The 20,714-nt window shown below is 72.3% G+C and carries 20 protein-coding genes and 1 tRNA gene; 7 read left to right on the top strand and 14 right to left on the bottom strand.

Going from position 1 to position 20,714, the window contains the following annotated elements:
* Positions 1 to 38 precede the first annotated feature (38 nt).
* Together AW271_RS03150 and AW271_RS03155 are read left to right on the top strand one after the other, a co-directional pair.
* Positions 39 to 680 (top strand): HAD-IA family hydrolase, encoded by a 642-nt coding sequence (locus tag AW271_RS03150; RefSeq protein WP_062331375.1) that lies wholly within the window; start codon positions 39 to 41, stop codon positions 678 to 680.
* The gene (locus AW271_RS03155; RefSeq protein ID WP_063817838.1) at positions 673 to 1,884 is read left to right on the top strand and encodes an MFS transporter; all 1,212 of its coding nucleotides are present in this window, start codon (positions 673 to 675) and stop codon (positions 1,882 to 1,884) included. The genes AW271_RS03150 and AW271_RS03155 overlap by 8 nt, the downstream gene beginning before the upstream one ends.
* Here AW271_RS03155 and AW271_RS03160 read toward each other — a convergent pair.
* From AW271_RS03160 to AW271_RS03185, 6 genes are all read right to left on the bottom strand, one after another.
* Complete coding sequence (locus AW271_RS03160) at positions 1,811 to 2,968, bottom strand: vWA domain-containing protein (RefSeq protein ID WP_083976003.1); 1,158 nt, start codon at positions 2,966 to 2,968, stop codon at positions 1,811 to 1,813. The genes AW271_RS03155 and AW271_RS03160 overlap by 74 nt on opposite strands.
* A 2-nt stretch (positions 2,969 to 2,970) precedes the next feature.
* On the bottom strand, positions 2,971 to 4,179 hold the full coding sequence (locus AW271_RS03165) for an AAA family ATPase (protein WP_245652905.1): 1,209 nt from the start codon (positions 4,177 to 4,179) through the stop codon (positions 2,971 to 2,973).
* A complete protein-coding gene (locus AW271_RS03170) occupies positions 4,136 to 5,401 on the bottom strand; it encodes an ankyrin repeat domain-containing protein (RefSeq protein WP_062331381.1) in 1,266 nt (421 codons plus the stop codon). Before AW271_RS03170 ends, AW271_RS03165 begins: the two co-directional genes overlap by 44 nt.
* On the bottom strand, positions 5,398 to 6,534 hold the full coding sequence (locus tag AW271_RS03175; RefSeq protein ID WP_245652906.1) for a leucine-rich repeat domain-containing protein: 1,137 nt from the start codon (positions 6,532 to 6,534) through the stop codon (positions 5,398 to 5,400). The genes AW271_RS03170 and AW271_RS03175 overlap by 4 nt, the downstream gene beginning before the upstream one ends.
* Positions 6,531 to 7,892 carry an SDR family NAD(P)-dependent oxidoreductase gene (locus tag AW271_RS03180; RefSeq protein ID WP_062331384.1) on the bottom strand — a complete coding sequence of 454 codons (1,362 nt, stop codon included), beginning with the start codon at positions 7,890 to 7,892 and terminating at the stop codon, positions 6,531 to 6,533. The genes AW271_RS03175 and AW271_RS03180 overlap by 4 nt, the downstream gene beginning before the upstream one ends.
* Before the next feature lie 30 nt (positions 7,893 to 7,922).
* Positions 7,923 to 7,994, bottom strand: a tRNA-OTHER gene (locus AW271_RS03185).
* Positions 7,995 to 8,162: 168 nt separating this feature from the next.
* Between AW271_RS03185 and AW271_RS03190 the strand changes: the two genes are divergently transcribed.
* Positions 8,163 to 9,203, top strand: a complete 1,041-nt coding sequence (locus AW271_RS03190; protein WP_062331387.1) for a cupin domain-containing protein — start codon at positions 8,163 to 8,165, stop codon at positions 9,201 to 9,203.
* A gap of 101 nt (positions 9,204 to 9,304) precedes the next feature.
* On the opposite strand, the gene AW271_RS03195 is transcribed toward AW271_RS03190, so the two are convergent.
* A complete protein-coding gene (locus tag AW271_RS03195) occupies positions 9,305 to 10,498 on the bottom strand; it encodes an Nramp family divalent metal transporter (protein ID WP_062331390.1) in 1,194 nt (397 codons plus the stop codon).
* A 207-nt stretch (positions 10,499 to 10,705) separates the two neighbouring features.
* Here AW271_RS03195 and AW271_RS03200 point away from each other — a divergent pair, with 207 nt between their 5' ends.
* Positions 10,706 to 11,503, top strand: coding sequence for an alpha/beta fold hydrolase (locus AW271_RS03200; RefSeq protein WP_157553922.1), 798 nt, complete (start codon positions 10,706 to 10,708; stop codon positions 11,501 to 11,503).
* Here the strand turns inward: AW271_RS03200 and AW271_RS39390 are convergent.
* From AW271_RS39390 to chvE, 6 genes are read right to left on the bottom strand one after another with little or no spacing between them, the layout of a single operon-like run.
* Positions 11,409 to 11,867, bottom strand: a complete 459-nt coding sequence (locus AW271_RS39390) for a DUF3147 family protein (protein ID WP_169806270.1) — start codon at positions 11,865 to 11,867, stop codon at positions 11,409 to 11,411. The two genes, AW271_RS03200 and AW271_RS39390, sit on opposite strands and share 95 nt — an antisense overlap.
* Entirely contained in the window at positions 11,864 to 12,205 is a 342-nt protein-coding gene (locus tag AW271_RS03205) for a DUF3147 family protein (RefSeq protein ID WP_062331392.1), read from the bottom strand. The genes AW271_RS39390 and AW271_RS03205 overlap by 4 nt, the downstream gene beginning before the upstream one ends.
* A gap of 57 nt (positions 12,206 to 12,262) precedes the next feature.
* Entirely contained in the window at positions 12,263 to 13,285 is a 1,023-nt protein-coding gene (locus tag AW271_RS03210) for a LacI family DNA-binding transcriptional regulator (protein WP_062331394.1), read from the bottom strand.
* 24 nt (positions 13,286 to 13,309) lie between these two features.
* Positions 13,310 to 14,557, bottom strand: a complete 1,248-nt coding sequence (gene mmsB / locus AW271_RS03215; protein ID WP_062331397.1) for a multiple monosaccharide ABC transporter permease — start codon at positions 14,555 to 14,557, stop codon at positions 13,310 to 13,312.
* A gap of 37 nt (positions 14,558 to 14,594) precedes the next feature.
* A complete protein-coding gene (mmsA, locus tag AW271_RS03220) occupies positions 14,595 to 16,145 on the bottom strand; it encodes a multiple monosaccharide ABC transporter ATP-binding protein (RefSeq protein WP_062331400.1) in 1,551 nt (516 codons plus the stop codon).
* Positions 16,142 to 17,257 carry a multiple monosaccharide ABC transporter substrate-binding protein gene (chvE, locus tag AW271_RS03225; protein WP_062331403.1) on the bottom strand — a complete coding sequence of 372 codons (1,116 nt, stop codon included), beginning with the start codon at positions 17,255 to 17,257 and terminating at the stop codon, positions 16,142 to 16,144. Before chvE ends, mmsA begins: the two co-directional genes overlap by 4 nt.
* Positions 17,258 to 17,398: 141 nt before the next feature.
* Between chvE and AW271_RS03230 the strand changes: the two genes are divergently transcribed.
* Positions 17,399 to 18,289: a bile acid:sodium symporter family protein gene (locus AW271_RS03230; protein WP_245652907.1), complete on the top strand. Its 891-nt coding sequence runs from the start codon at positions 17,399 to 17,401 to the stop codon at positions 18,287 to 18,289.
* Here the strand turns inward: AW271_RS03230 and AW271_RS03235 are convergent.
* Entirely contained in the window at positions 18,243 to 18,983 is a 741-nt protein-coding gene (locus AW271_RS03235; RefSeq protein WP_169806271.1) for a class I SAM-dependent methyltransferase, read from the bottom strand. The two genes, AW271_RS03230 and AW271_RS03235, sit on opposite strands and share 47 nt — an antisense overlap.
* A 45-nt stretch (positions 18,984 to 19,028) precedes the next feature.
* On the opposite strand from AW271_RS03235, the gene AW271_RS03240 reads away from it, so the two are divergent.
* Together AW271_RS03240 and AW271_RS03245 are read left to right on the top strand one after the other, a co-directional pair.
* Entirely contained in the window at positions 19,029 to 20,117 is a 1,089-nt protein-coding gene (locus AW271_RS03240; RefSeq protein ID WP_062331410.1) for an S-(hydroxymethyl)mycothiol dehydrogenase, read from the top strand.
* A 5-nt stretch (positions 20,118 to 20,122) separates the two neighbouring features.
* On the top strand, positions 20,123 to 20,710 hold the full coding sequence (locus tag AW271_RS03245) for an MBL fold metallo-hydrolase (RefSeq protein WP_439648961.1): 588 nt from the start codon (positions 20,123 to 20,125) through the stop codon (positions 20,708 to 20,710).
* Positions 20,711 to 20,714 lie beyond the last annotated feature (4 nt).

Genomic DNA, 20,714 nt, shown 5'->3' on the forward strand with positions numbered 1-20,714 from the left:
TATGCTCTCGGTCAGAGCAAAATATTCAAGGGGTGGCGATGAACGACTTCTGCGCGGTGCTGTTCGATCTCGACGGCACGCTGGCCGACTCCGACGCCGCGGTGGCCAGAGCCTGGGCCGCCTGGTCCGTCAAGCGCGGCGTCGACCTCGAGACGATCATGCGGGTCTCGCCGGGACGGCCGGGCGTCGAGACCATCGCCGAACTCGGCGCCCACCTGACCCCGGCCGAGGTCCTGGCCGACGCCGAGGAGAACCTGCGGATGGAGGAGGCCGACCTCGACGGCGTCTCGGCCGTCCTGGGAGCCCTCGGCCTGCTCGCCTCCTACGAGGATCTCGGCGTGCCCTGGGCCATCGTGACCTCCTGCCCCCGCCCGCTGGCCCTGGCCCGCATCGGCGCCGCCCGGCTGCCCCGGCCCCGGGTGATGGTCACCGCCGACGACGTCACCCGGGGCAAGCCCGACCCGGAGTGCTACCTCCTCGCGGCGAGGCTCCTCGACGTCGAGGCCCGCCGTTGCCTGGTGGTCGAGGACGCGGTGGCGGGCGTGCGCGCCGGCCGGGCCGCCGGGATGACGGTCGCGGGGGTGCGCGGCGTGCCCGGCGCCGACCTCTCCCTCACGGGCCTGCCGGATCTGACGTCCCTCACCGGGCGCTGCGCGCACCGCCACGCCGTCGATGCCTGAACGGCTCGCGCTGTCGATCCACTACGGGCTGGCCGGTGTGCTCAACGCGTTGTGGGTGGCCACCCTGCCCGCCGTCGACGAGCGGCTGGCGCTCGGTCCGGGCCGGATCGGCACGCTGCTGCTGCTCATGGCGGTGGGCGCGCTCGCCGCGATGCCGTTCGCCGGGCGGCTGGCCGACCGGTGGGGCAGCCGCCGCCTGCTCCGGCTCGCGGCCCCGGTCTGCGCGCTCGCCCTCGGCGGGGCCGCCCTCGCGCCGTCCTACGGGGTGCTGGCCGTCGCCGTCGTGCCGCTGGGAGCCGCCACGGGCGTGGTCAACATCGCGCTGAACGTGCACGGCGTCCAGATCGAACGCCGGCTCGGCAGGCCCGTGATGGGCAGCCTCCACGGCGTGTGGAGCCTGGGCGGGGTGGCGGGCGGCGCGGCGATCACGGCGGCCCTGGCGGCCGGGGCCGAGGTGCGGACGCTGATGGCGTCGGGGGCGGTCACGCTGATGGTGTCGTCCCTGCTGCCGGGCCCCTGGCTGCGTGCCGGGCTCCCGGGCCGGGCCGACGGCTCCGACGGACGCGGATCACCCGTGGCGATGCGTGCGGGCCTGGTTGCGCTGATGGGGTCCGTGGTCTTCGCCGCGTACCTCAGCGAGGCGACCGCCACCGACTGGGCCGCCGTGCACGCACGATGGGAACTGGCGGCCGGGCCGGCGACCGCGTCGTTCGTCTACACCGCCTTCGCGAGCGCGATGACGGTGACCCGGTTCCTCGGCGACCCGTTGCGGGGCCGCCTCGGGCCGGCCCGCACGATGAGGCTGGCCGGCGCCGTGGCGTCCACCGGATACGGCCTGGTCCTCCTCGCTCCGCTCGCCGGAACGGGCGGCCTCGCCTGCGCGGTCGCGGGCTGGAGCCTGGTCGGGGCGGGCATGGCCACGGTCGTGCCGGTGATCTTCAGCACCGTCGGGGCGACGGCCGGCCGGCCGGGGCGGGCGCTGTCGGCCGTCACCACGATGAGCTTCGGCGGGGCCCTCACCGGACCCGCCGTCATCGGCTACGTCGCGGAGATGTGGTCGCTGGGCACGGCGCTGGTCCTGCCCGCCGTCTTCGCCCTCTACGTCGCCCTGGCGGGGCCGGCCGCCGTCCTCAGCGTGGCACGCGGACCGTCTCCACCCACGCCGGAGGCGGCGGCGGGTTCTCGCCGATCAGGGCCGCGATGAGCCGGCCCGACTCCGGCTCGTCCGGCCACGGCGTGTGGCCGTCGGTCAGCACGATCACCACGTTGGGGCGGTCGCGGCCCGCCAGGGCGGCCGTGATGCCCACGCGCATGTCGGTGCCGCCGCCTCCCCCCAGCGTGACCTGCTCGGCCGAGGTGACCCGGGAGACGGCGTGGACGTCGGCGTCGCAGGCCAGCACCGTCACCCGGTTGCCGTGCACGCCCACCTCGCGCAGCACCCCGGTGACCTCGGCCAGCGCCGCGGCCAGGTCGTCGTCGCCCATCGAGCCGGAGGTGTCGACCACGATCGCGACCCGGGGGAGCGGGCGGCGCAGGCTCGGCAGCACCACCCCGCGCATGGCGGCCGACCGCCGCGACGGGCGGCGGTAGGTGTAGTCGACCGCGCCGCCCGCCCAGGCGACCGCCTCGCGGACCGCCCCGGTGAGCACCTGCCGCCAGTCGACGACCGGTTCGAGCACCTGCTCCGCCCACCGCTGCCACCCGCTGGGCAGCGTGCCCCGCGACCGCCGGTGCGCCCGCATCGCCTCGGCGGTGTGCCGCCGCAGCGACTCGGCCTCGACCGGCCCGACCACGGGCACGCCGTCACCGGTCTCCCACGGCGACGCCAGGCCGTGCGCGCCCGACCCGCAGTCGGGCGCGTGCTCGTGCGGCGGCAGCAGCGGGACGTACTCCTCGAACAGGCGGCCCGGGGCCAGGCCGAACAGGCGCGGCTCCATCCGGCCCGGCGGCAGCGGCAGCCGGTCGGCGAGCAGGTCGTCGTTGATCTCGCAGTCCTGCGCGAGGTTGACGCGCAGCCGGTCCCGCTGGTCGGCGGGCGGCAGCCGCCCGGCCCGGCCGTGGTGGTCGCGCAGCAGGTGGGCGACCTCGTGGATCCAGACGGCGGCCAGTTCCTCGACGGGGGTGGCGTCGACGAACGCGGGGGAGACGTAGCAGCGCCAGTGCGCGTCGACGCCCATCGTGGGCACCCGCTCGCTGGGGACGATGGAGAGGGCGTACAGGGCGGTGGCGAAGTAGGGGCGGTCGGCCGCCGCGCGGTAACGCGCGGCCAGCAGCTTCACCCGGTCCATCGTCAGAGCGCGCCGGACAGCTGGAGGAGGTCGACGAAGGCGTCGATGCCCGGGGGCACCGGCCAGCTGAGGTCGCGCATCGCGGCCAGGTCCATCGCCGCGCGGGCCGCGACGTCGGGCACGCCGGCGTCCACCGCCTTGGCCAGCACCACCCACCCGGCCTCCCAGCGGCGCCGGGTCGGGTCGCCCTGCACGGCCGCCACCACCGCCGTCAGGAAGGCGAGCTGGCGGTCGCCGCGCTCGGGGAGCCGGAACGCGGCCGGGTCGGCGAGCACCCGGTCGGGGTCGGGCAGGTCGAGTTCCTCCAGGTAGGAGATGAGCTCGACGCCCGCGCCGTCGCCCACCGCGCCGACCACCGCCGCCGCGAGGGCCTCCCGGCCGGTGCCGCTCGCGTAGGCGACGGCGAGCAGCCTCAGCGCCATCTCCCACGTCCGGGGCGAGGGCCACGCGCCGCCCCGGCTCTCGGCGTCGGCGGGCAGGTGGTGCGTCAGACCAGGACGGGCGGTCAGGAAGCCGGAGATCGCGCCCCGGGCCTTCGCCACCGCGCCGGAGACGCGCGCCGGGTCGATCGAGGGGACGCGGGCGGCCGGCCAGGTGCCCGCCAGGCCGCGGGCGACGGTCCGGGGGTCGTGCGTCCAGCGCAGGTGGACGAAGCGGTTGGCCAGCGGCGGGCTCAGGTGCCAGCCGTCGGCCGCGCTCGACGGCGGGTTCGCGGCGGCCACGACGCGCACCGGCGCGGGCAGCGTGAGGCTGCCGACCCGCCGTTCGAGCACCACCCGCAGCAGCGCGGCCTGCACGGCGGGCGGCGCGGACGACAACTCGTCGAAGAAGACCAGCCCCCGGCCCAGCGCGGTCACCCGCACGGCCCAGTCGGGCGGCGCCATCGGCACCCCGGTCACGGCCGGGTCGTCGCCGACGATCGGCAGCCCGGCGAAGTCGGACGGCTCGTGCACGCTCGCGATGACCGTCTCCAGCGGCAGCCCGAGCCCGGCGGCGAGCTGCTCCAGCCCGGCCGACTTGCCGATGCCCGGCTCGCCCCACAACAGGACCGGCAGGTTCGCCGCCACGGCCAGGGCGAGCGCCTCCAGCTGGGAGCTGGCGGCCGGTTCGGTGCGGAAGACGCCCAGCCGCCGGTTGATCTCGTCGGCGGCGGCCAGGCCGTCGTGCTCAGTCGTCGTCATCGCCGTGGTCATCGCCGTGGTCATCGTCATCGTCGTCGTCGTAATTCACGTACCCGACCCCGATGCCGGGGTGGTCGCGCTCGATCTCGTCGCGCAGGGCGACCAGGTCCCGGCGGCGGCGCCGCCGGATGAGGTCGGCCAGTGACCAGTCCTCCCAGTCGGTCACGTCGATCCGCGCCCCGGCCGCGCGCAGCGCGTCGACCAGCGCGGGCGAGCCGTAGGAGGCCACCGCGTGCAGCAGCGGGGTGCGTTCCCGGTAGTCCTCGCCGTTCACGTCCAGGCCCGCCGCCAGGAGGCGGGGCAGCAGCACGGTGTGGTCGACCAGGTGCAGCAGGTGCAGCAGGCTGCGCTGACGGCCGTCGCGGACCCGGGGGTCGACGCCCGCGTCCAGCAGCCGGAGCACCGCCGGGGTGTCGCCGTGCTGGGCGTGCAGGAACAGCGCCCAGCGCTGGGCGCGCAGCCGCCGGGGCAGCCTGCCCTCGCCCGACGTCCACGACTGCTCGACCGCGAAGCAGCCGGAGACGGCCCCGCCGAGGGCGCGCATGGCGCGTTCGCGCCGCTGCTCGTCCACGCCGTGCTCCAGCTGGAGCGAACCGCCGCCCGAGACGACCTGGTGCCAGACGCCGCCGCAGCGCACCCTGACCGGCTCGGGCAGGGCCGGCTCCGGCGGGCCCGACGCGCCCGGCGGCAGGCCGGGGCAGAGCCCTTCTCTGACCAGCGGGTGCAGATCATCGGGCGTCAGCAGACCGGCGTCCATGAGCACCCGGTCGGGCAGCGAGGCGTCGGTCGCGCCGCCGAGGGCGGCGGTGTGCCGGGCGTCCCAGAAGTGGCGGGCCGACGTCCAGTCGACCTGGGTGATCATGTAGGGGTCGTCGTCCTCGTCGGCGGGGACGAGGTCCAGCTTCAGCCGCTGCGGGCCCTCGCTCAGCTCGGGCGTGAACGCCTGGAGTTCGGTGTCGCCGTAGCGGGCCAGGGTGACGTGGTGGTGGGTGCCCAGGGTGCCCGCGCCGTTGCCGCTGCGGGGCAGGTGCCAGCGCAGCAGCTCCGGTACGAGATGCCGCAGGTCGTCGGCGAGCGCCGGGTCCTTCTCGGCCAGGGCCGGGTCGAAGGCGACGTCGACGGCGGCGGCCGCGCAGGCGCCCTGCCAGTCTCCGGCCAGGCGGCGTTCGGCGGACCGCTCGATCATCCAGCGCGGGACGGCGTAGCGGCGGGCGTGCCGCCAGCGGCTCAGTTCGTCGCGGTCATGGATCATCGGTACAGGCTGCCGATCGCGACCACGTCGGGGTGGCCGGGCCCGGCCGGGCGCAGCCGCGCGGTGAACGACCGCTTGACCTTGCGGGGCAGGCCGGGGCCGAGGCCGACGTACTCCAGGCGGGTGTCGTCGGGCACCCGGGCCAGCAGGCTCTTCGCGCCGCGCCCGGTGAGGCCGGTGTGCCGCAGCTCCAGACGGCGCAGCGGGCTGCCGGGCAGGGCGGCGGCCAGGGCGTGCGCGCCCTCGTCGCCGGTGGTGTTGGCGGGCGCGCCGAGGCTGCGCTCCGACGGCGGGCGGCCGAGGTCGAGCGACTCGATGCGGTCGAGCGCGGCGGCCAGCGCCGTCGCGCCGGCCGGCCCGATGCCGTTGCCGCCGAGGCCGAGCCGGACCGGCCGCGCCGGGTCGCCCGCGGCGGCCAGCACGGCCGCGCCCTCGTCGCCCAGGTGGTTGGCCGGCAGGTAGAGCTCCCGCACGCCTCCCTCGGCGACCAGCCGCGCCAGCAGCGGCGCGTCGGCCGGGCCGAGGCCGTTGCCGCCGAGGAACAGCCGCTCCAGCGGCACGTCGCGGCTGACCAGGGCGGCGACCAGCACCTCCAGCGAGGCCGTCGACAGGCCGGTGTTGACCAGGTCGAGCGTGCGCAGCGTGCTGTTCCAGGCGAGCATCCCGGCCAGCGCCCGCACCCCCGCCGCGCCGATCGGGTTGCGCTTGAGCCACAACGCCCGCACGCTCTGGTCGCCGCTCAGCCGGTCGGCCAGCGCCGCCGTGCCCTCGGGGCCGATGCGGTTGCAGCCCAGGTAGAGGGTGCGCAGGCGGTGGTCGTCGGTGAGCGCGCCGGCGACCGCGCGGGCCCCCTCGTCGCCGATGGCGTTGGTGCCCAGCAGCAGGTGGACGGCGTGCGGCGAGGCCGTCGCCACTGGCAGCAGCCGGGCCACGCCGGGGGCGCCGAGACCCTGTTTGCACAGGTCGACCCGGCCGTCGGGGCGCAGCGCGCCGAGCGGGAAGACCTCGTCGGCCGCGACCACCCGGCTGTCGGCCAGCCGGGCCAGCAGCGGGTCGAGCGCCGCCGCCTCGGCCGGCGGCACGTCGGGGTGCTCGATCGCCGGGCAGCGTACGGGCACAGGCTTCACGGTCACCACTCCACCGATCGGTAGTCCTTCAGGAAGAGTCCGGAGACGAGGTCGCCGCCGACCCCCCGGACGACGGGGTCGTACACCCGCGCGGCCCCGTCGATCACGTCGAGCGGCGGCCGGAAGCGGCTCGCCGCCCTCTCGGGATGGGGCCGCTCGTCGGTGCACCACCCGGTGTCGACGCTGTTCATGTGGATGCCGCTCGCGGCGTAGTCGGGGGCGGCGGTCCGGGTGAGCATGTTGAGCGCGGCCTTGGCCATGTTCGTGTGCGGGTGGCGGACGGTCTTGTTCGCCCGCGAGAAGCTGCCCTCCATCGCCGACACCTGCACGACATAGCGGTCGGGATGCGGCGAGGCTTCGAGCAGCCCCCGCAGCCGCGAGGTGAGCAGGAACGGCGCGAAGGAGTTCACCAGCTGCACCTCCAGCCACTCGGCGGCGTCGACCTCGTGCAGCCGCAGGCTCCAGCTGTTGCGGTCGCGCAGGTCGAGCGGCTCCCCGGTCTCGTCGAGCATCCCGGCGGGGAAGAGCGCCTCGAACTCGTCGGCGGCGACGAGCCCGGCCCCGTCACGGGTGGCCGTGACACTCCTCGACGCGGCGATCTCGCGCGTCGCGGGCCCGGTCGTGCGGCGGATCCGGGCGGCCGGGCCCTCCAGCGGGAGGTGCTCCGCCGCCGTCACCTCGCGGTGGTAGGCGGCCGGGCGGCGGATCGTCTGGGCCGCGTTGTTGACCAGCACGTCGAGGTGGTCGAAACGGGCGTGCACGGTCTCCAGCAGGCCCGCCACCCCGGGCAGGTCGAGCAGGTCGACGCCGTGGACGTGCAGCCGGTCGAGCCATTCGGCCGCGTCGGGCACGGCGGCGTAGCGGCGGGCCGCGTCGGCGGGGAACCGGGTCGTCACGAGGACCTCGGCCCCGTCGCGCAGCAGCTTCAGCGCCGTCTGGAAGCCGATCTTCACCCGCCCGCCGGTGACCAGCGCCCGGCGTCCGCGCAGGTCGCAGCGGGCGGTGCGGCGGGCCAGGTTCTCCTCGGCGCAGGCCGGACAGAGCCGGTGGTAGACCGAGTGGACCCGGTCGTAGACGGCCTTGCAGACGTAGCACCGCTGGGTCCCGGCCAGCGGCCGCGAGCCCGTCGGTGTGGCGACCGGGGGCGCGGAGCCGGGGTTCTGGTCGCGGTGGCGTTCGGCGGCCGCGATGACGACGTCGTCGTGCCGGCGGCGGTCGGCGCGGCGGGCCGCCTTGCGGGCCTTCTTGCCCGCCTGGTAGACCTGCGCGGCGGCCTCGCGGACCGGCGCCCAGCGCTCGTCGTCGGGATCGGCCGCGCGGGCCTCGGCCAGGACGCGCAGGCAGGTCTCCACGTCAGAAGCCATGCGCGCGTCCCCCTCCGGCAACAGAAGTGACACGGCCGACCGGATTCGAACCGGCGTCCTCCGCATCGATTTGGGGCGCGACGACCTCTGCGCTACGACCGTGTCGCCGGAAGGTTAGCGCACATCTCCGACATTCCGGATCTTGTCCCTGTCAGGGCGCGACGGCCTCTGCGCTACGACCGTGCGGCCGAAGACCAACGTGTCATTCCCCCGACTTCCGACACATGCTGCTTAACCTGGGAAAACAGTTCGCGTCCGGGGGAGCACGCCATGCGCAAGTCGCCGCACATCACCTCACTGGGGAAGGTCCGGCCCACGTTCGAGAACGAGCTGGGGTCCGTCACCGTGGTCGACGAGAAGGTGCTGCCGATCCTCGACCGGCTCTCGCTGAAGCGGGTCGTGCTGGAGCCGGGGGCGATCCGCGAGCCGCAGTGGAACGTCAACGCCAACCAGCTCGCCTACGTCGTCTCGGGCACCGTCCTGGTGTCGATCCTCGGCAACGCCGACGCGTTCTCGTCGTTCGTGGTGCGGCCGGGGCAGATGTACCACGTCGAGTCGGGCGCGGTTTACCACATCGAGAACATCGGCCCCGACCGCGCCGAGCTCGTGCTGGCCCTGCGTAGCGAGCGGCCGCAGCACTTCTCGGTGCGCGACAGCTTCACCGCGATGACCGACGCCGTGCTGGGCAACACCTTCGACCTGCAGGCGTCGGCGTTCGCCGCGTTCGACCGGTCACCGGCCCAGCAGATCGTGCGCCGCACCGGCCCGGCCGACGTGACGCCGACCGCCACGCTGCCCAACGCCAAGCTGTTCGACATCGAGAGCCAGGCGCCGGTGCTGACCTACTCCTACGGCGACGCGCGGATGGCGCGGCACCAGTTCTGGGCCGCCCTCGACGACATCTCCATGTACTCCCTGCGGGTGAAGGAGAGCGGCATGCGGGAGCCGCACTGGCACCCGGTCACCGCCGAGATGGGTTACGTCGCCAAGGGCCACGCCCGCATGCGGGTGCTCGACCCCGATCTGAGCCTGGACGAATACCTGCTCGGCCCCGGCGACCTCTATTTCGTGCCGCGCGCCTTCCCGCACCACATCGAGGTCATCGGCGACGAGGAAATCCACTTCCTGATCTTCTTCGACCAGCCGATGCCCGCCGACATCGGATACAGGGCCACCGCGACCGCCTTTTCACGGGAGGTCCTCGCCGCGAGTTTCGCCATTCCCGAGAGAGAGCTTCCGCAATTCCCGTTCACCCCGATCGACCCGCTTTTCGTGCCGCGCCTCAATCCCCGCGACCCCGTGGGCAAATAGCGCCAGCAGGCAGAGCGTGAGGGTGAGCCGGAGGTCGGCGTCCAGGAGGAAGGCGACGGCGGCCAGCGCGGCGCAGACCCGGAGCTTCGCGCGGACGGTCGTCACAGCAGCATCGTGATCGGCAGCGAGCAGCCGAGCAGGGCGACGACCGCCGCGGCGGCGGCCGCGATCCAGGTGGTGAGTGGCGCGTTGACCAGCGGGCCCATCAGGTCGCGGTCGCGGCAGAAGTACACGAGCAGGAACAGCACCACCGGGACGCCGAGCGAGATGACCACCTGGCTCAGCACCAGCAGGTCGGTGAGCGAGACCCCGGACAGCAGCGCCAGCACGGCCGGGGTCATCGTCACGATCCGGCGGGCGTGCACGGGCACCCGCACGTTCAGGAAGCCTCGCATCACGACGTCGCCGGCCAGCGTGCCGATCCCGGACGACGACAACCCCGACGACAACAACGCGACGGCGAACGCCAGGGCGGCGAACCCGCCCACGCGGGCAGCCAGTTCGGTGTGGGCGGCCGTCAGGTCACCGGTCCAGGCGCCGCCGCTGGCCACCCCGAGCCCGGCGCCGAGCGCGATCATCGACACGTTGATGACCGTGGCCACGCCAAGGGCCAGCGAGCAGTCCCACCGCAGGATGCGCCGCACCAGCGCGGGCTGGGCGCGGGCCGTCTCGGTCGACATCCCGCGCCCCTGCACCAGGGCGGAGTGCAGGTAGACCGCGTGGGGCATGACCGTCGCGCCGACGATGCCCATCGCCAGCAGCAGCGCCCCCGGCCCGCCGAGGCTCGGCACCAGCCCGGCCGCGAGCCCGCCCGCCGACTGGTGCCCGGTGGCGACGATGTCGTAGCCGACCCCGGCCCCGACGAACATCAGCGCCGCCGCGCTCATCAGCTCGAACGGCCGGGTGCGCCCCTTGCGCCGCAGTTCCAGCAGGGCCAGCGAGATGACCGCGGTGGTGATCGCCGACAACCAGACGGGCATGCCGAACAGCAACTGCATCCCGATGGCCGCCCCGACGAACTCGGCCAGGTCGGTGGCGAGCACGACGATCTCGGCCTGCGCCCACAGCAGCAGGCCGCCGCGCCGGCCGAACCGCTCGCGGCACAGTTCGGGCAGGTTGCGCCCGGTCGCCATGCCCAGCTTGGCCGCCTGGAACTGCACCAGGATCGCGACCAGGCTGGCCAGCACCACGACCCAGACGAGCAGGTAGCCGAGGGTCGCCCCGGCGGTGAGGTTGGTGGCCACGTTCCCCGGATCGACGTAGGCGATGGCCGCGACGAACGCCGGGCCCAACATGGGCGCCAGCGCGGGGACTTTCCGCGTTGATGGACGTATGCCGGATTTAGCGGGATTGGGGCGAGCAATCACAGTGATTTCCTTAATTGTGGGTTATTGGAAATCGCCACACCGAGTCAAATGTTCCCGTTGAAGGTAAGCGGTGAAACTCGGCCCCATTAATTGCGCATTTACGACAAATGCCGATATGTTCGGTTAGTGAGTAATATGAAGTCGCTGCTCGCCGTCGTCATGATCCTCACGGGCGCCGCCCCGGCCCACGCCGCCGAGGCGGCCACGCCGCGGGTGTGCCCGGTCAAACCCACGGTCGTCCTGGTCCACGGCGCGTGGGCCGACACCTCCAGCTGGGCCGGCGAGGTCCAGGAGCTCCAGCGGTCGGGCTACACCGCCCGCGCCATCGGCAACCCGCTGCGCGATCTGACCAGCGACGCCCAGACCGTGCGCGACTTCCTCGACACGGTCAAGGGGCCGGTCGTGCTGGTCGGCCACTCCTACGGCGGTTCGGTCATCACCAACGCCGCCACCGGCGACCCCGACGTCAAGGCGCTCGTGTACGTCGACGCGGCCGCCCCCGCGGCGGGCGAGAACACCATGCAGCTCAGCGGGCCGGGCTCGGCCCTGGGCGGGCAGCCGGAGACCCTCTACGACCAGGCCGCCGCGCCCGGCACCACCGCCAAGGACCTCTACCTGAAGAAGGACGTCTTCCAGAACTCCTTCGGCCAGGACCTGCCCAAGACGCGGTCGGCCGAGCTCTGGGCCGGGCAGCGGGCCGCCTCGACGGCCGCCTTCATGACCCCGTCGAAGGAGCCGGCCTGGAAGACGATCCCTTCGTGGTACTTCATCGCGAGCGGCGACAAGATCATCGTGCCGGCGTCGCAGCGCGCGATGGCCGAGCGGGCCAAGTCGAAGGTCACCGAGTTCGACGGTGGCTCCCACCTCGCCCTGGTCTCCCATCCGGAGGCCGTGACCCGCGTGATCGAAGACGCGATCTGCTCGCTTCGCTGACGACGTAGAGGAGCGCGGCCACCACCATCCACGCCACGAGCGACAGGAGCAGCACCAGCCACGACGGCAGGCGCGGCGCCAGCAGCCACACGCAGACGGCGAACGCCGTCAGGCCGCCCGCTCCGAAGATCGCGCCCATGGCGTCCTTGGCGGCCGGGCCGCGCTTGTGCTCCTCCTCCTCGATGAGGGTCAGGGTGGCGCCCAGGATGGCGGGGAAGCCCAGCCAGACGCCCCCCGCGAGCGGCCCCCAGCGCTCGCCGACCAGCCCGGCGACCACCGAGATGGCCGCGCCGAACACGAACCGCACCGCCAGGTCGCGCACCCGGGTGTGCCGCAGCCGCGACGCCCGGAACGTCACCTTCACGAGACCACCGTCCAGCCCAGCCAGGCCACGAGCGCCCACAGGACCAGCGCGCCGGTCGAGCCCTTGAGCGCGCCGAACCGGCGGACCAGCGGCACCGCCAGCGCGCAGTAGGCGATCAGCGCGACCCCGCCGGCGACCATGCCGAGGCCCGACTCGGCGAGCTCCTCGCGCCCGTCGCTCACCGCGGTGATCACCATCCCCCCGATGGCCACGGCCGGGGCGGCGGCGAAGATGCCGGCGAACCGCTTCGGCGAGGTCGCCTCCCCGAGCAGCGCGAAGCACATCACCAGGACGCCCCCGAACACCCCGCGGGCCGCGATCAACCACACGTCGTCCATGGAAGACCGTTGCCCGCTGGGGTGCTGTGATCAGGTCACGGGCGGGGCAATTCGGTTTTACCGGCGGCTGGTCGACTCCCGGACGACCAGTTCCGGTTCGACCGTGCGGCGTTCGGAGGTGTCGTGGCCGACCATCCGGTTCAGCAGTAACTGGAACGCCTGCCGGCCGAGGGTGGCGAAGTTCTGCCGGACCGTCGTGAGCGGCGGCCAGAAGTGGGCCGCCTCCGGCACGTCGTCGTAGCCGACCACGCTGACGTCTTCGGGCACCCGGCGGCCGGCTTCGCGGAAGGCCCGCATCAGCCCCAGCGCCATCGGGTCGTTGGCCACGAACACCGCCGTCACCGACGGGTCGCGCGACAACCGTTTGCCCTGTTCGTAGCCGCTGTTCGCGGACCAGTCGCCGGCCAGCGGCGGCGGGATCTCACGACCGCGCAGGGCGTGCCGCCAGCCCTGCATGCGGTTGTTGGCGTCGATCCAGTTGGCCGGGCCGCTCAGGTGGTGGACGGTCTCGTGCCCCAGTTCGAGCAGGTGCCGGGTGGCCCTGACCGCGCCGGCGTGGTGGTCGACCGCCACGGCCGGCACCGACAGGCGCTCGCCGCCGCCGACGTCGACCACCGGCAGGTCGGGCGGCAGGTCGCGCAGGCCGTCGGCGGCCGACTCGTGGGGCACGATCACGATCACGCCGTCGACCGACTGCTGCCGCAGCCGGTCGACGCCCTCGGCGATCGACCGCCGGGTCATCGCCTCGAGACTGGCGATGTTGACCAGGTAGTCGTGTTCGCGAGCGGCGCGCTCGATGGCGTAGAGGGTGGAGGCGGGGCCGTACAGAGTCGTGTCGAAACTCACCACTCCGAGCACGCCCGAGCGGCCCGTCACGAGGGAACGGGCCGCGAAGTTGGGCCGGTAGCCGAGCTCCTGGACGGCCGCGAGGACCCGCGCGCGGGTCTCGGGGCGCACCTTCTCCGGAGCGTTGAGGACGCGGGAGACCGTCATCGCCGAGACGCCCGCGAGGCCGGCGACGTCTTCGAGAACGGCCGCTTTGGTGCGTTCGGCCGGCTCGCCGCCGGGGGAAGTGGTCATGGGATCCAAGCCTATGACCTTGACCTAACGGGCGGCACGCCGCTTGGCCCACACGTCGAACGCCACCGCCGCGAGCAGCACCACGCCCTTCACGAGCATGACGCGTTCACTCGGCGATCCGATGAGGGACATGCCGTTGTTGATCACACCCATGATGAGACCTCCCGTGATCGCGCCCACGACCTTGCCGACGCCGCCCTGCACCGCCGCGCCGCCGATGAACGCCGCCGCGATGGCGTCGAGCTCGAAGGCGTTGCCGGCGGTCGGCCCGGCCTGGTTCAGCCGGCCCGCGAAGATGACCCCCGCCAGCGCGGCCAGCACGCCCATGTTGACGAAGATCCAGAACACCACCTGCTTGACCTTGATGCCCGAGAGCACCGCCGCCTGCAGGTTGCCGCCGATGGCGTAGACCTGCCGCCCGAACACCGCCCGAGTCGTGACCAGCGAGTACGCCAGCACCAGCACGGCCAGCAGCACCAGCACCCAGGGAAGGTTGCGGAACCGGGCCAGCTGCACCACCACGAACATGATGACCGCGGCGGCCGTGACGATCTTCAGCAGGAACACCGGCAGCGGGTCGACGGCCTGGCGGTAGCCGAGCCGCGCGGTCCGGGTGCGCCACTGCGACAACGCCATGCCCCCGACGACGAGGACCCCGACGAGCAGCGAGAAGATGTCGGCCCCGCCGAGCACCCCCAGCCCGATGTTGCCGAAGTAGCCGTCGGTGAACCCGTTGGAAAGCGTCCGGACGGGGTCGGGGAAGGGGCCGATGCCCTGGTTGCCCAGCACGGTCAGCGTCAGCGCGCGGAACAGCAGCATGCCGGCGAGCGTGACGATGAAGGCCGGGATCCCGAAGTAGGCGATCCAGAAGCCCTGCCAGGCCCCGATGAGCCCGCCCGCGATGAGGGTGAGCACCAGCGCCACGGGCCACGGGATGCCGTAGTCGACCATCAGCACCGCGGCGATGGCGCCGGTGACGGCGACCACCGACCCGACCGACAGGTCGATGTGCCCGGCGATGATGATCAGGATCATCCCGATCGACAGGATCAGGATGTAGGAGTTCTGGACGATGATGTTGGAGATGTTCTGCGGCTGGAGCAGCGCGCCCTCGGTCAGGATCGTGAACAGCACCACGATCAGCGCGAAGGCGATGTAGATCCCGCTCTGCCGGATGTTCAGCGAGACCCCGAAGACGGTGGTCCGGGCGGGGCCGGTCGACGGCGGCCCGGCGGGGGTGGGCGGGGCGGCGGCGGGGGAGACGCTGCTCATCGGACCTCCAGGTGCGGGTCCAGGGCTCGGCAGTCGGTCATCGGGTTGCGTCCTTGGTGGTCAACGTGGTCATGAGTGTCATCAGGCGTTCCTGGGTGGCCTCGTGCCGGGGGAGTTCGCCGGTGATGTGGCCGGCCGACATGGTGTAGATGCGGTCGCACAGGCCCAGCAGTTCGGGCAGTTCCGACGAGATCACCAGCACCGCCTTGCCGCTGTCGGCGAGGCGGTTGATGATCGAGTAGATCTCGTACTTGGCGCCCACGTCGATGCCCCGGGTGGGCTCGTCGAGGATCAGGACGTCCGCGTCGGTGAAGATCCACTTCGACAGGACGACCTTCTGCTGGTTGCCGCCGCTCAGCTTCCCGGTGACGCTCAGCACGCTCGGGGCCTTGATGTTCATGTCGTGGCGGTAGCCCTCGGCGACGCGGTACTCCTCGTTGTCGTCCACCCAGCCGCGCCGTGCCAGCCGGCCGAGGTCGGCGGCGGAGATGTTGCGTTTGATGTCCTCGATCAGGTTCAGCCCGTAGCGCTTGCGGTCCTCGGTCGCGTAGGCGATGCCGTGGCCGATCGCGTCGCGGACGTTCCTGATCTCCACCTGCTTGCCGTCGCGGTAGACCCGGCCCGAGACGTCGACGCCGTACGACCGGCCGAAGACGCTCATCGCGAGTTCGGTGCGGCCCGCACCCATCAGCCCGGCCAGGCCGACGATCTCGCCGTGCCGTACCGAGAGAGCGGCGTTCGAGACCACCACGCGGTCGCGCTGGACGGGGGAGTGCACGGTCCAGTCCTCGATCCGGAACGCCTCCTCGCCGATCGACGGCTCGTGCGGCGGGTAGCGGTGCTCCAGGTCGCGGCCGACCATGCCCGAGATGATGCGGTCCTCGGTGACGTCGTCGGCGTCCATGTCGAGCGTCTCGATCGAGCGGCCGTCGCGCAGGATGGTGACCCGGTCGGCGATCGCGGCGATCTCGTTCAGCTTGTGCGAGATGATCACGCAGGTGATGCCCTCGGCCCGCAGGCCGCGCAGCAGGTCGAGCAGGTGCGCCGAGTCCTCGTCGTTCAGCGCGGCCGTGGGCTCGTCGAGGATGAGCAGCCGCACCTCCTTCGACAGGGCCTTGGCGATCTCGACGAGCTGCTGCTTGCCGACGCCGATGTCCGAGACCGTGGTGACCGGGTTCTCGGGCAGCCCCACCCGGTCGAGCAGGGTCTGCGCCTCGTGGTTGGTGCGGTTCCAGTCGATCAGGCCGCGCCGCGAGCGCTCGTTGCCCAGGAAGATGTTCTCCGCGATCGACAACTGCGGGCAGAGCGCCAGCTCCTGGTGGATGATGACGATGCCCCGCTGCTCGCTGTCGCGGATGCCGGCGAACCGGCACTCCTGGCCGTCGAAGGAGATCTCCCCCTCGTACGAGCCGTGCGGGTACACCCCCGACAGCACCTTCATCAGCGTCGACTTCCCGGCGCCGTTCTCGCCGCAGATGGCGTGGATCTCACCCCGGCGCACGGACAGGTTCACGTCCTGGAGCGCCCGTACGCCGGGGAAGGTCTTGGTGATCTCCTGCATGCGCAGGATGTCGCCCTGGGATGTCATTGCAGTTCGGAGGCCTCGTAGTAGCCGGAGTCGACGAGCGTCTGGGTGTTGGACTTGTCGACGATGACCGGGTCGAGCAGGTAGGACGGGACCACCTTGTTGCCGTTCTCGTAGTCGGTCGTGTTGTTGACCTCCGGCTTGCCGCCCTTCAGGACGGCGTCGGTCATCTTCACGGTCACGTCGGCGAGCTGGCGGGTGTCCTTGTAGATCGTCGAGTACTGCTCGTCGGCGAGGATCGACTTGACCGAGGCGAGCTCGGCGTCCTGGCCCGTGACCACAGGGTACGGCTGCTCAGAGGTGCCGTAACCGCTGGACTTCAGGGCCGACAGGATGCCGATCGACAGGCCGTCGTAGGGGGAGAGCACGCCGTCGACGTGGTCGCCGCCGCTGTAGGTCTTGGTGAGGATGTCCTCCATGCGCTTCTGCGCGGTCGCCGGGTCCCAGCGCAGGATCGCGACCGTCTTGAAGTCGGTCTGCGTGCTCTTGACGTTCAGGACCTTCTTGTCGATGTACGGCTGGAGGACCGACATCGCGCCGTTGAAGAAGAACGTCGCGTTGTTGTCGTCGGGCGACCCGGCGAACAGCTCGATGTTCAGCGGACCCTTCGTCGAGTCGTCCACCTTCAGGCCCGCGAGGAGCGAGGTGGCCTGCTGGACGCCGACCTTGAAGTTGTCGAAGGTGGCGTAGTAGTCGACGTTGGGGGAGTTGCGGATCAGCCGGTCGTAGGCGATGACCGGGATCTTCTTGTCGGCCGCCTGCTGGAGCTGCGTGGTGATGGCGGTACCGTCGATGGAGGCCACGATCAGGAGCTTGGCGCCCTTGGTGATCTGGTTCTCGATCTGGTTGATCTGGGTGGGGATGTCGTTCTCGGCGTACTGGAGGTCGACCTGGTAACCGAGCTTCTCCAGCCCCGCCTTGACGTTCTCACCGTCGGAGATCCAGCGCTCCGACGACTTCGTGGGCATCGTCACACCGACGAGGGCGCCCGCGGGGCCGGCGGCGGCCGACTGCGAGGCTTCCGCGTCAACGGTCTTCTGGGTGGATCCGCACGCGGCCAGGGCAGTGGCCATGAGTAGAGCGGCGGCGATCCGGGGGAATCTCACGTGCGTCATGCGAAGACTGTTATCGCTAACATAAAACGTGTCAATAGCTCGTTATGAAACCGAGTCAACGGGATGGGAGCGTTACCATCCCTTGATCGCCGCTGGGACGGCTGCTACAACCGGCGGAACCCCCGAGAAATACGGTGTTCCGTGCAACAGTCGATCCTCACCACCGTCGCGCTGCCCGCCGCCCTCGCGCTCATCATGTTCGGGCTGGGCCTGTCCCTCACGATCCGCGACTTCGCCGACGTCGCCACCCGCCCCAAGGCGGTCGTGATCGCCCTGGTCGCCCAGGTGCTGATCCTGCCGGCCGTCTGCTTCGGCCTGGTCGTCCTGTTCGACCTCGAACCCCTGCTCGCGGTCGGCATGATGCTGCTGGCCGCCTCGCCCGGCGGCACCACCGCCAACCTCTACAGCCACCTGTTCGGCGGCGACGTCGCCCTCAACGTGACGCTGACCGCGGTCAACTCCGTGCTGGCCGCCTTCACCCTGCCGCTCGTGGTCAACCTGTCGATCGGCCACTTCGTCGAGGGCGGCGCCGAGCTCGGCCTCCAGGCCGACAAGGTCCTCCAGGTGTTCGCGCTGGTCCTGATCCCGGTCGTGATCGGCATGCTGGTGCGCGCCTGGAAACGGTCGTTCGCCGACCGCGCCGACAAACCGGTCCGCATCGCCTCGGCGATCGTGCTGGCCGCCGTCATCGTCGGCGCGATCGTGCAGGAGCGCGAGCGGCTGCTCGACCACCTCGCCTCGGTCGGCCTGGTCGCGGTGCTGTTCTCGGCGATCAGCCTGACCGTCGGCTACTGGCTGCCGCGCCTGTTCCGGGTCGAACGCCGCCAGGCCATCGCCTCGGGCATGGAGATCGGCATCCACAACAGCACCCTGGCCATCACGATCGCCCTCAGCCCGACCCTGCTGAACAACTCGGCGATGTCGATCCCGCCCGCCGTCTACGGCGTGCTGATGTTCGGCACCACCCTGGTCTTCGGCTACGCCGTCAGGGATTCGTCCAGATCCGGGCCAGCGTCGCCGGAAAGGGGATGACCTCGGGCTCCGACAGCAGCTCGCGCAACCGCCGGTCGAACTCGGGCAGCCGCGCGCCGAAGCGGTGCCGGGTCGAGCTCGACATCGAGTAGACCTCCGCGACCCGGGTCTCCGGGTCGCGGGTCAGGGTGTCGGCCGTCCGCATGCTCAGCCGCTTGGGGCCCGGCCAGCCCGCCGCCGCGATGATCTCCTCCTCGTCGCCGAGCCTCGGCACCCGGTATTCGCCGAGGAACTCGGTGATCAGCTCCTTCACCCGCGGCGGGATGCGGCCGGGCCGGTGCATCTCGGAGACCAGCACCAGATGGCCGCCGGGCCGGACGAAGGTCCGCAACCGGGCGGCCATCAGCGCCCGGTCGGTCCAGTGGAACGACCGCCCGAACACCGCCGCGTCGAGCTCGCCCGGCTCGAACGCCAGGTCTTCGGCCCGTGCCCGGAGCCAGGTGACCGACGGGTCGCGGCGGCGGCCCCGCGCCAGCATGTCGGGGTCGGGGTCGACGCCGACCACCCGTCCGCAGAAGGGCGCCAGCGCGACCGCGAGCAGCCCCGGCCCGCACCCGATGTCGGCCACCACCGACGCGGGGCCGAGGCCCAGCTCCTTGGCCAGCACCTCGGGCAGCTGGGCGGCGTAGGGGAGGCGGCCGAGCTCGTAGTAGTCGGCGGCGCCCTTGAACAGGTCGTCATCCCGCGGGGGCACGGCGTCCTCCTTCCGGTCGGAGATCCAGTCCATCACAATCGGTCCATGACACACGAAGTACGCGGCGTGGTGGCCCGGGCCAAGGGCGCCCCGGTGACGCTGGAGACGATTCTCGTGCCCGACCCGGGCCCGGGCGAGGCGCTGGTCAAGGTGCAGGCGTGCGGCGTCTGCCACACCGACCTGCACTACCGCGAAGGCGCGATCAACGACGACTTCCCGTTCCTGCTCGGCCACGAGGCCGCCGGCGTCGTCGAGGCGGTCGGCGAAGGCGTCACCGAGGTCGCGCCCGGCGACTTCGTGATCCTGAACTGGCGCGCCGTCTGCGGCCAGTGCCGCGCCTGCCTGCGCGGCCGGCCCTGGTACTGCTTCAACACCCACAACGCCACCCAGAAGATGACCCTCGCCGACGGCACCGTGTTGTCCCCGGCGCTGGGCATCGGCGCGTTCGCCGACAAGACCCTCGTGGCCGCCGGGCAGTGCACCAAGGTCGACCCGGCCGCCGGCGCGGCCGTGGCGGGCCTGCTGGGCTGCGGCGTCATGGCGGGCTTCGGCGCGGCGATGAACACCGGCAACGTCGGCCGGGGCGACTCGGTCGCGGTCATCGGGGCCGGCGGCGTCGGCATCGCGGCGGTCATGGGCGCCCGGCTGGCGGGGGCCGCGAAGATCATCGCGGTCGACATCGACGGCCGCAAGCTCGAATGGGCGAAGAACCTCGGCGCGACCCACACGGTCGACTCCTCCTCGGCCGACGCCGTCGAGGCCATCCGCGACCTGACCGGCGGCCACGGCGCCGACGTCGTGATCGACGCGGTCGGCATCCCGAAGACGTACGAGCAGGCCTTCTACGCCCGCGACCTGGCCGGCACCGTGGTGCTCGTCGGCGTGCCGTCGCCGGAGATGCGCCTGGACCTGCCGCTCCTCGACGTGTTCGGCCGAGGCGGCGCGCTCAAGTCGTCGTGGTACGGCGACTGCCTGCCCACCCGCGACTTCCCGATGCTGATCGACCTGCACCTCCAGGGCCGCATCGACCTGGCGGCGTTCGTGTCGGAGGAGATCCCGCTCGACGGGGTCGAGGCCGCGTTCGAGAAGATGCACCACGGCGACGTGCTCCGGTCCGTGGTGGTCTGGAAGTGACCCGGATCGACCACGCCGTCACCTCGGGCACCTTCAGCCTCGACGGCCAGACCTTCGACGTCGACAACAACGTGTGGGTGCTCGGCGACGACGCCGAGTGCGTCGTGTTCGACGCGCCCCACGACGTCGACGCGATCCTGAAGGTCGTCGCCGGCCGCCGGGTGACGGCGATCCTGGCCACCCACGCCCACGACGACCACGTCCGGCAGGCCCCGGCGCTGGCCGAGGCGACCGGCGCGCCGATCCTGCTCCACCCCGACGACCTGCCGGTGTGGCGGCTCACCCACCTCGACCGCGCCCCCGACGGCGAACTGGCCGACGGGCAGACGATCGAGGTGGGCGGCACGACCCTGACGGTCCTGCACACGCCGGGGCACGCGCCCGGGGCGTGCTGCTTCCACGCGCCCGAACTGGGGGTCGTCTTCACCGGCGACACCCTGTTCCAGGGCGGGCCGGGGGCGACGGGCCGGTCGTTCTCCGACCACGACACGATCGTGGCGTCGATCAGGGAGAGGCTGCTGACCCTGCCCCCGGAGACCGTCGTGAAGACGGGCCACGGCCCCGACACGACGATCGAGGCCGAACGTTTCTGACGGG

Source organism: Herbidospora sakaeratensis (genome assembly GCF_001570525.1).
GTDB lineage: Bacteria > Actinomycetota > Actinomycetes > Streptosporangiales > Streptosporangiaceae > Herbidospora > Herbidospora sakaeratensis.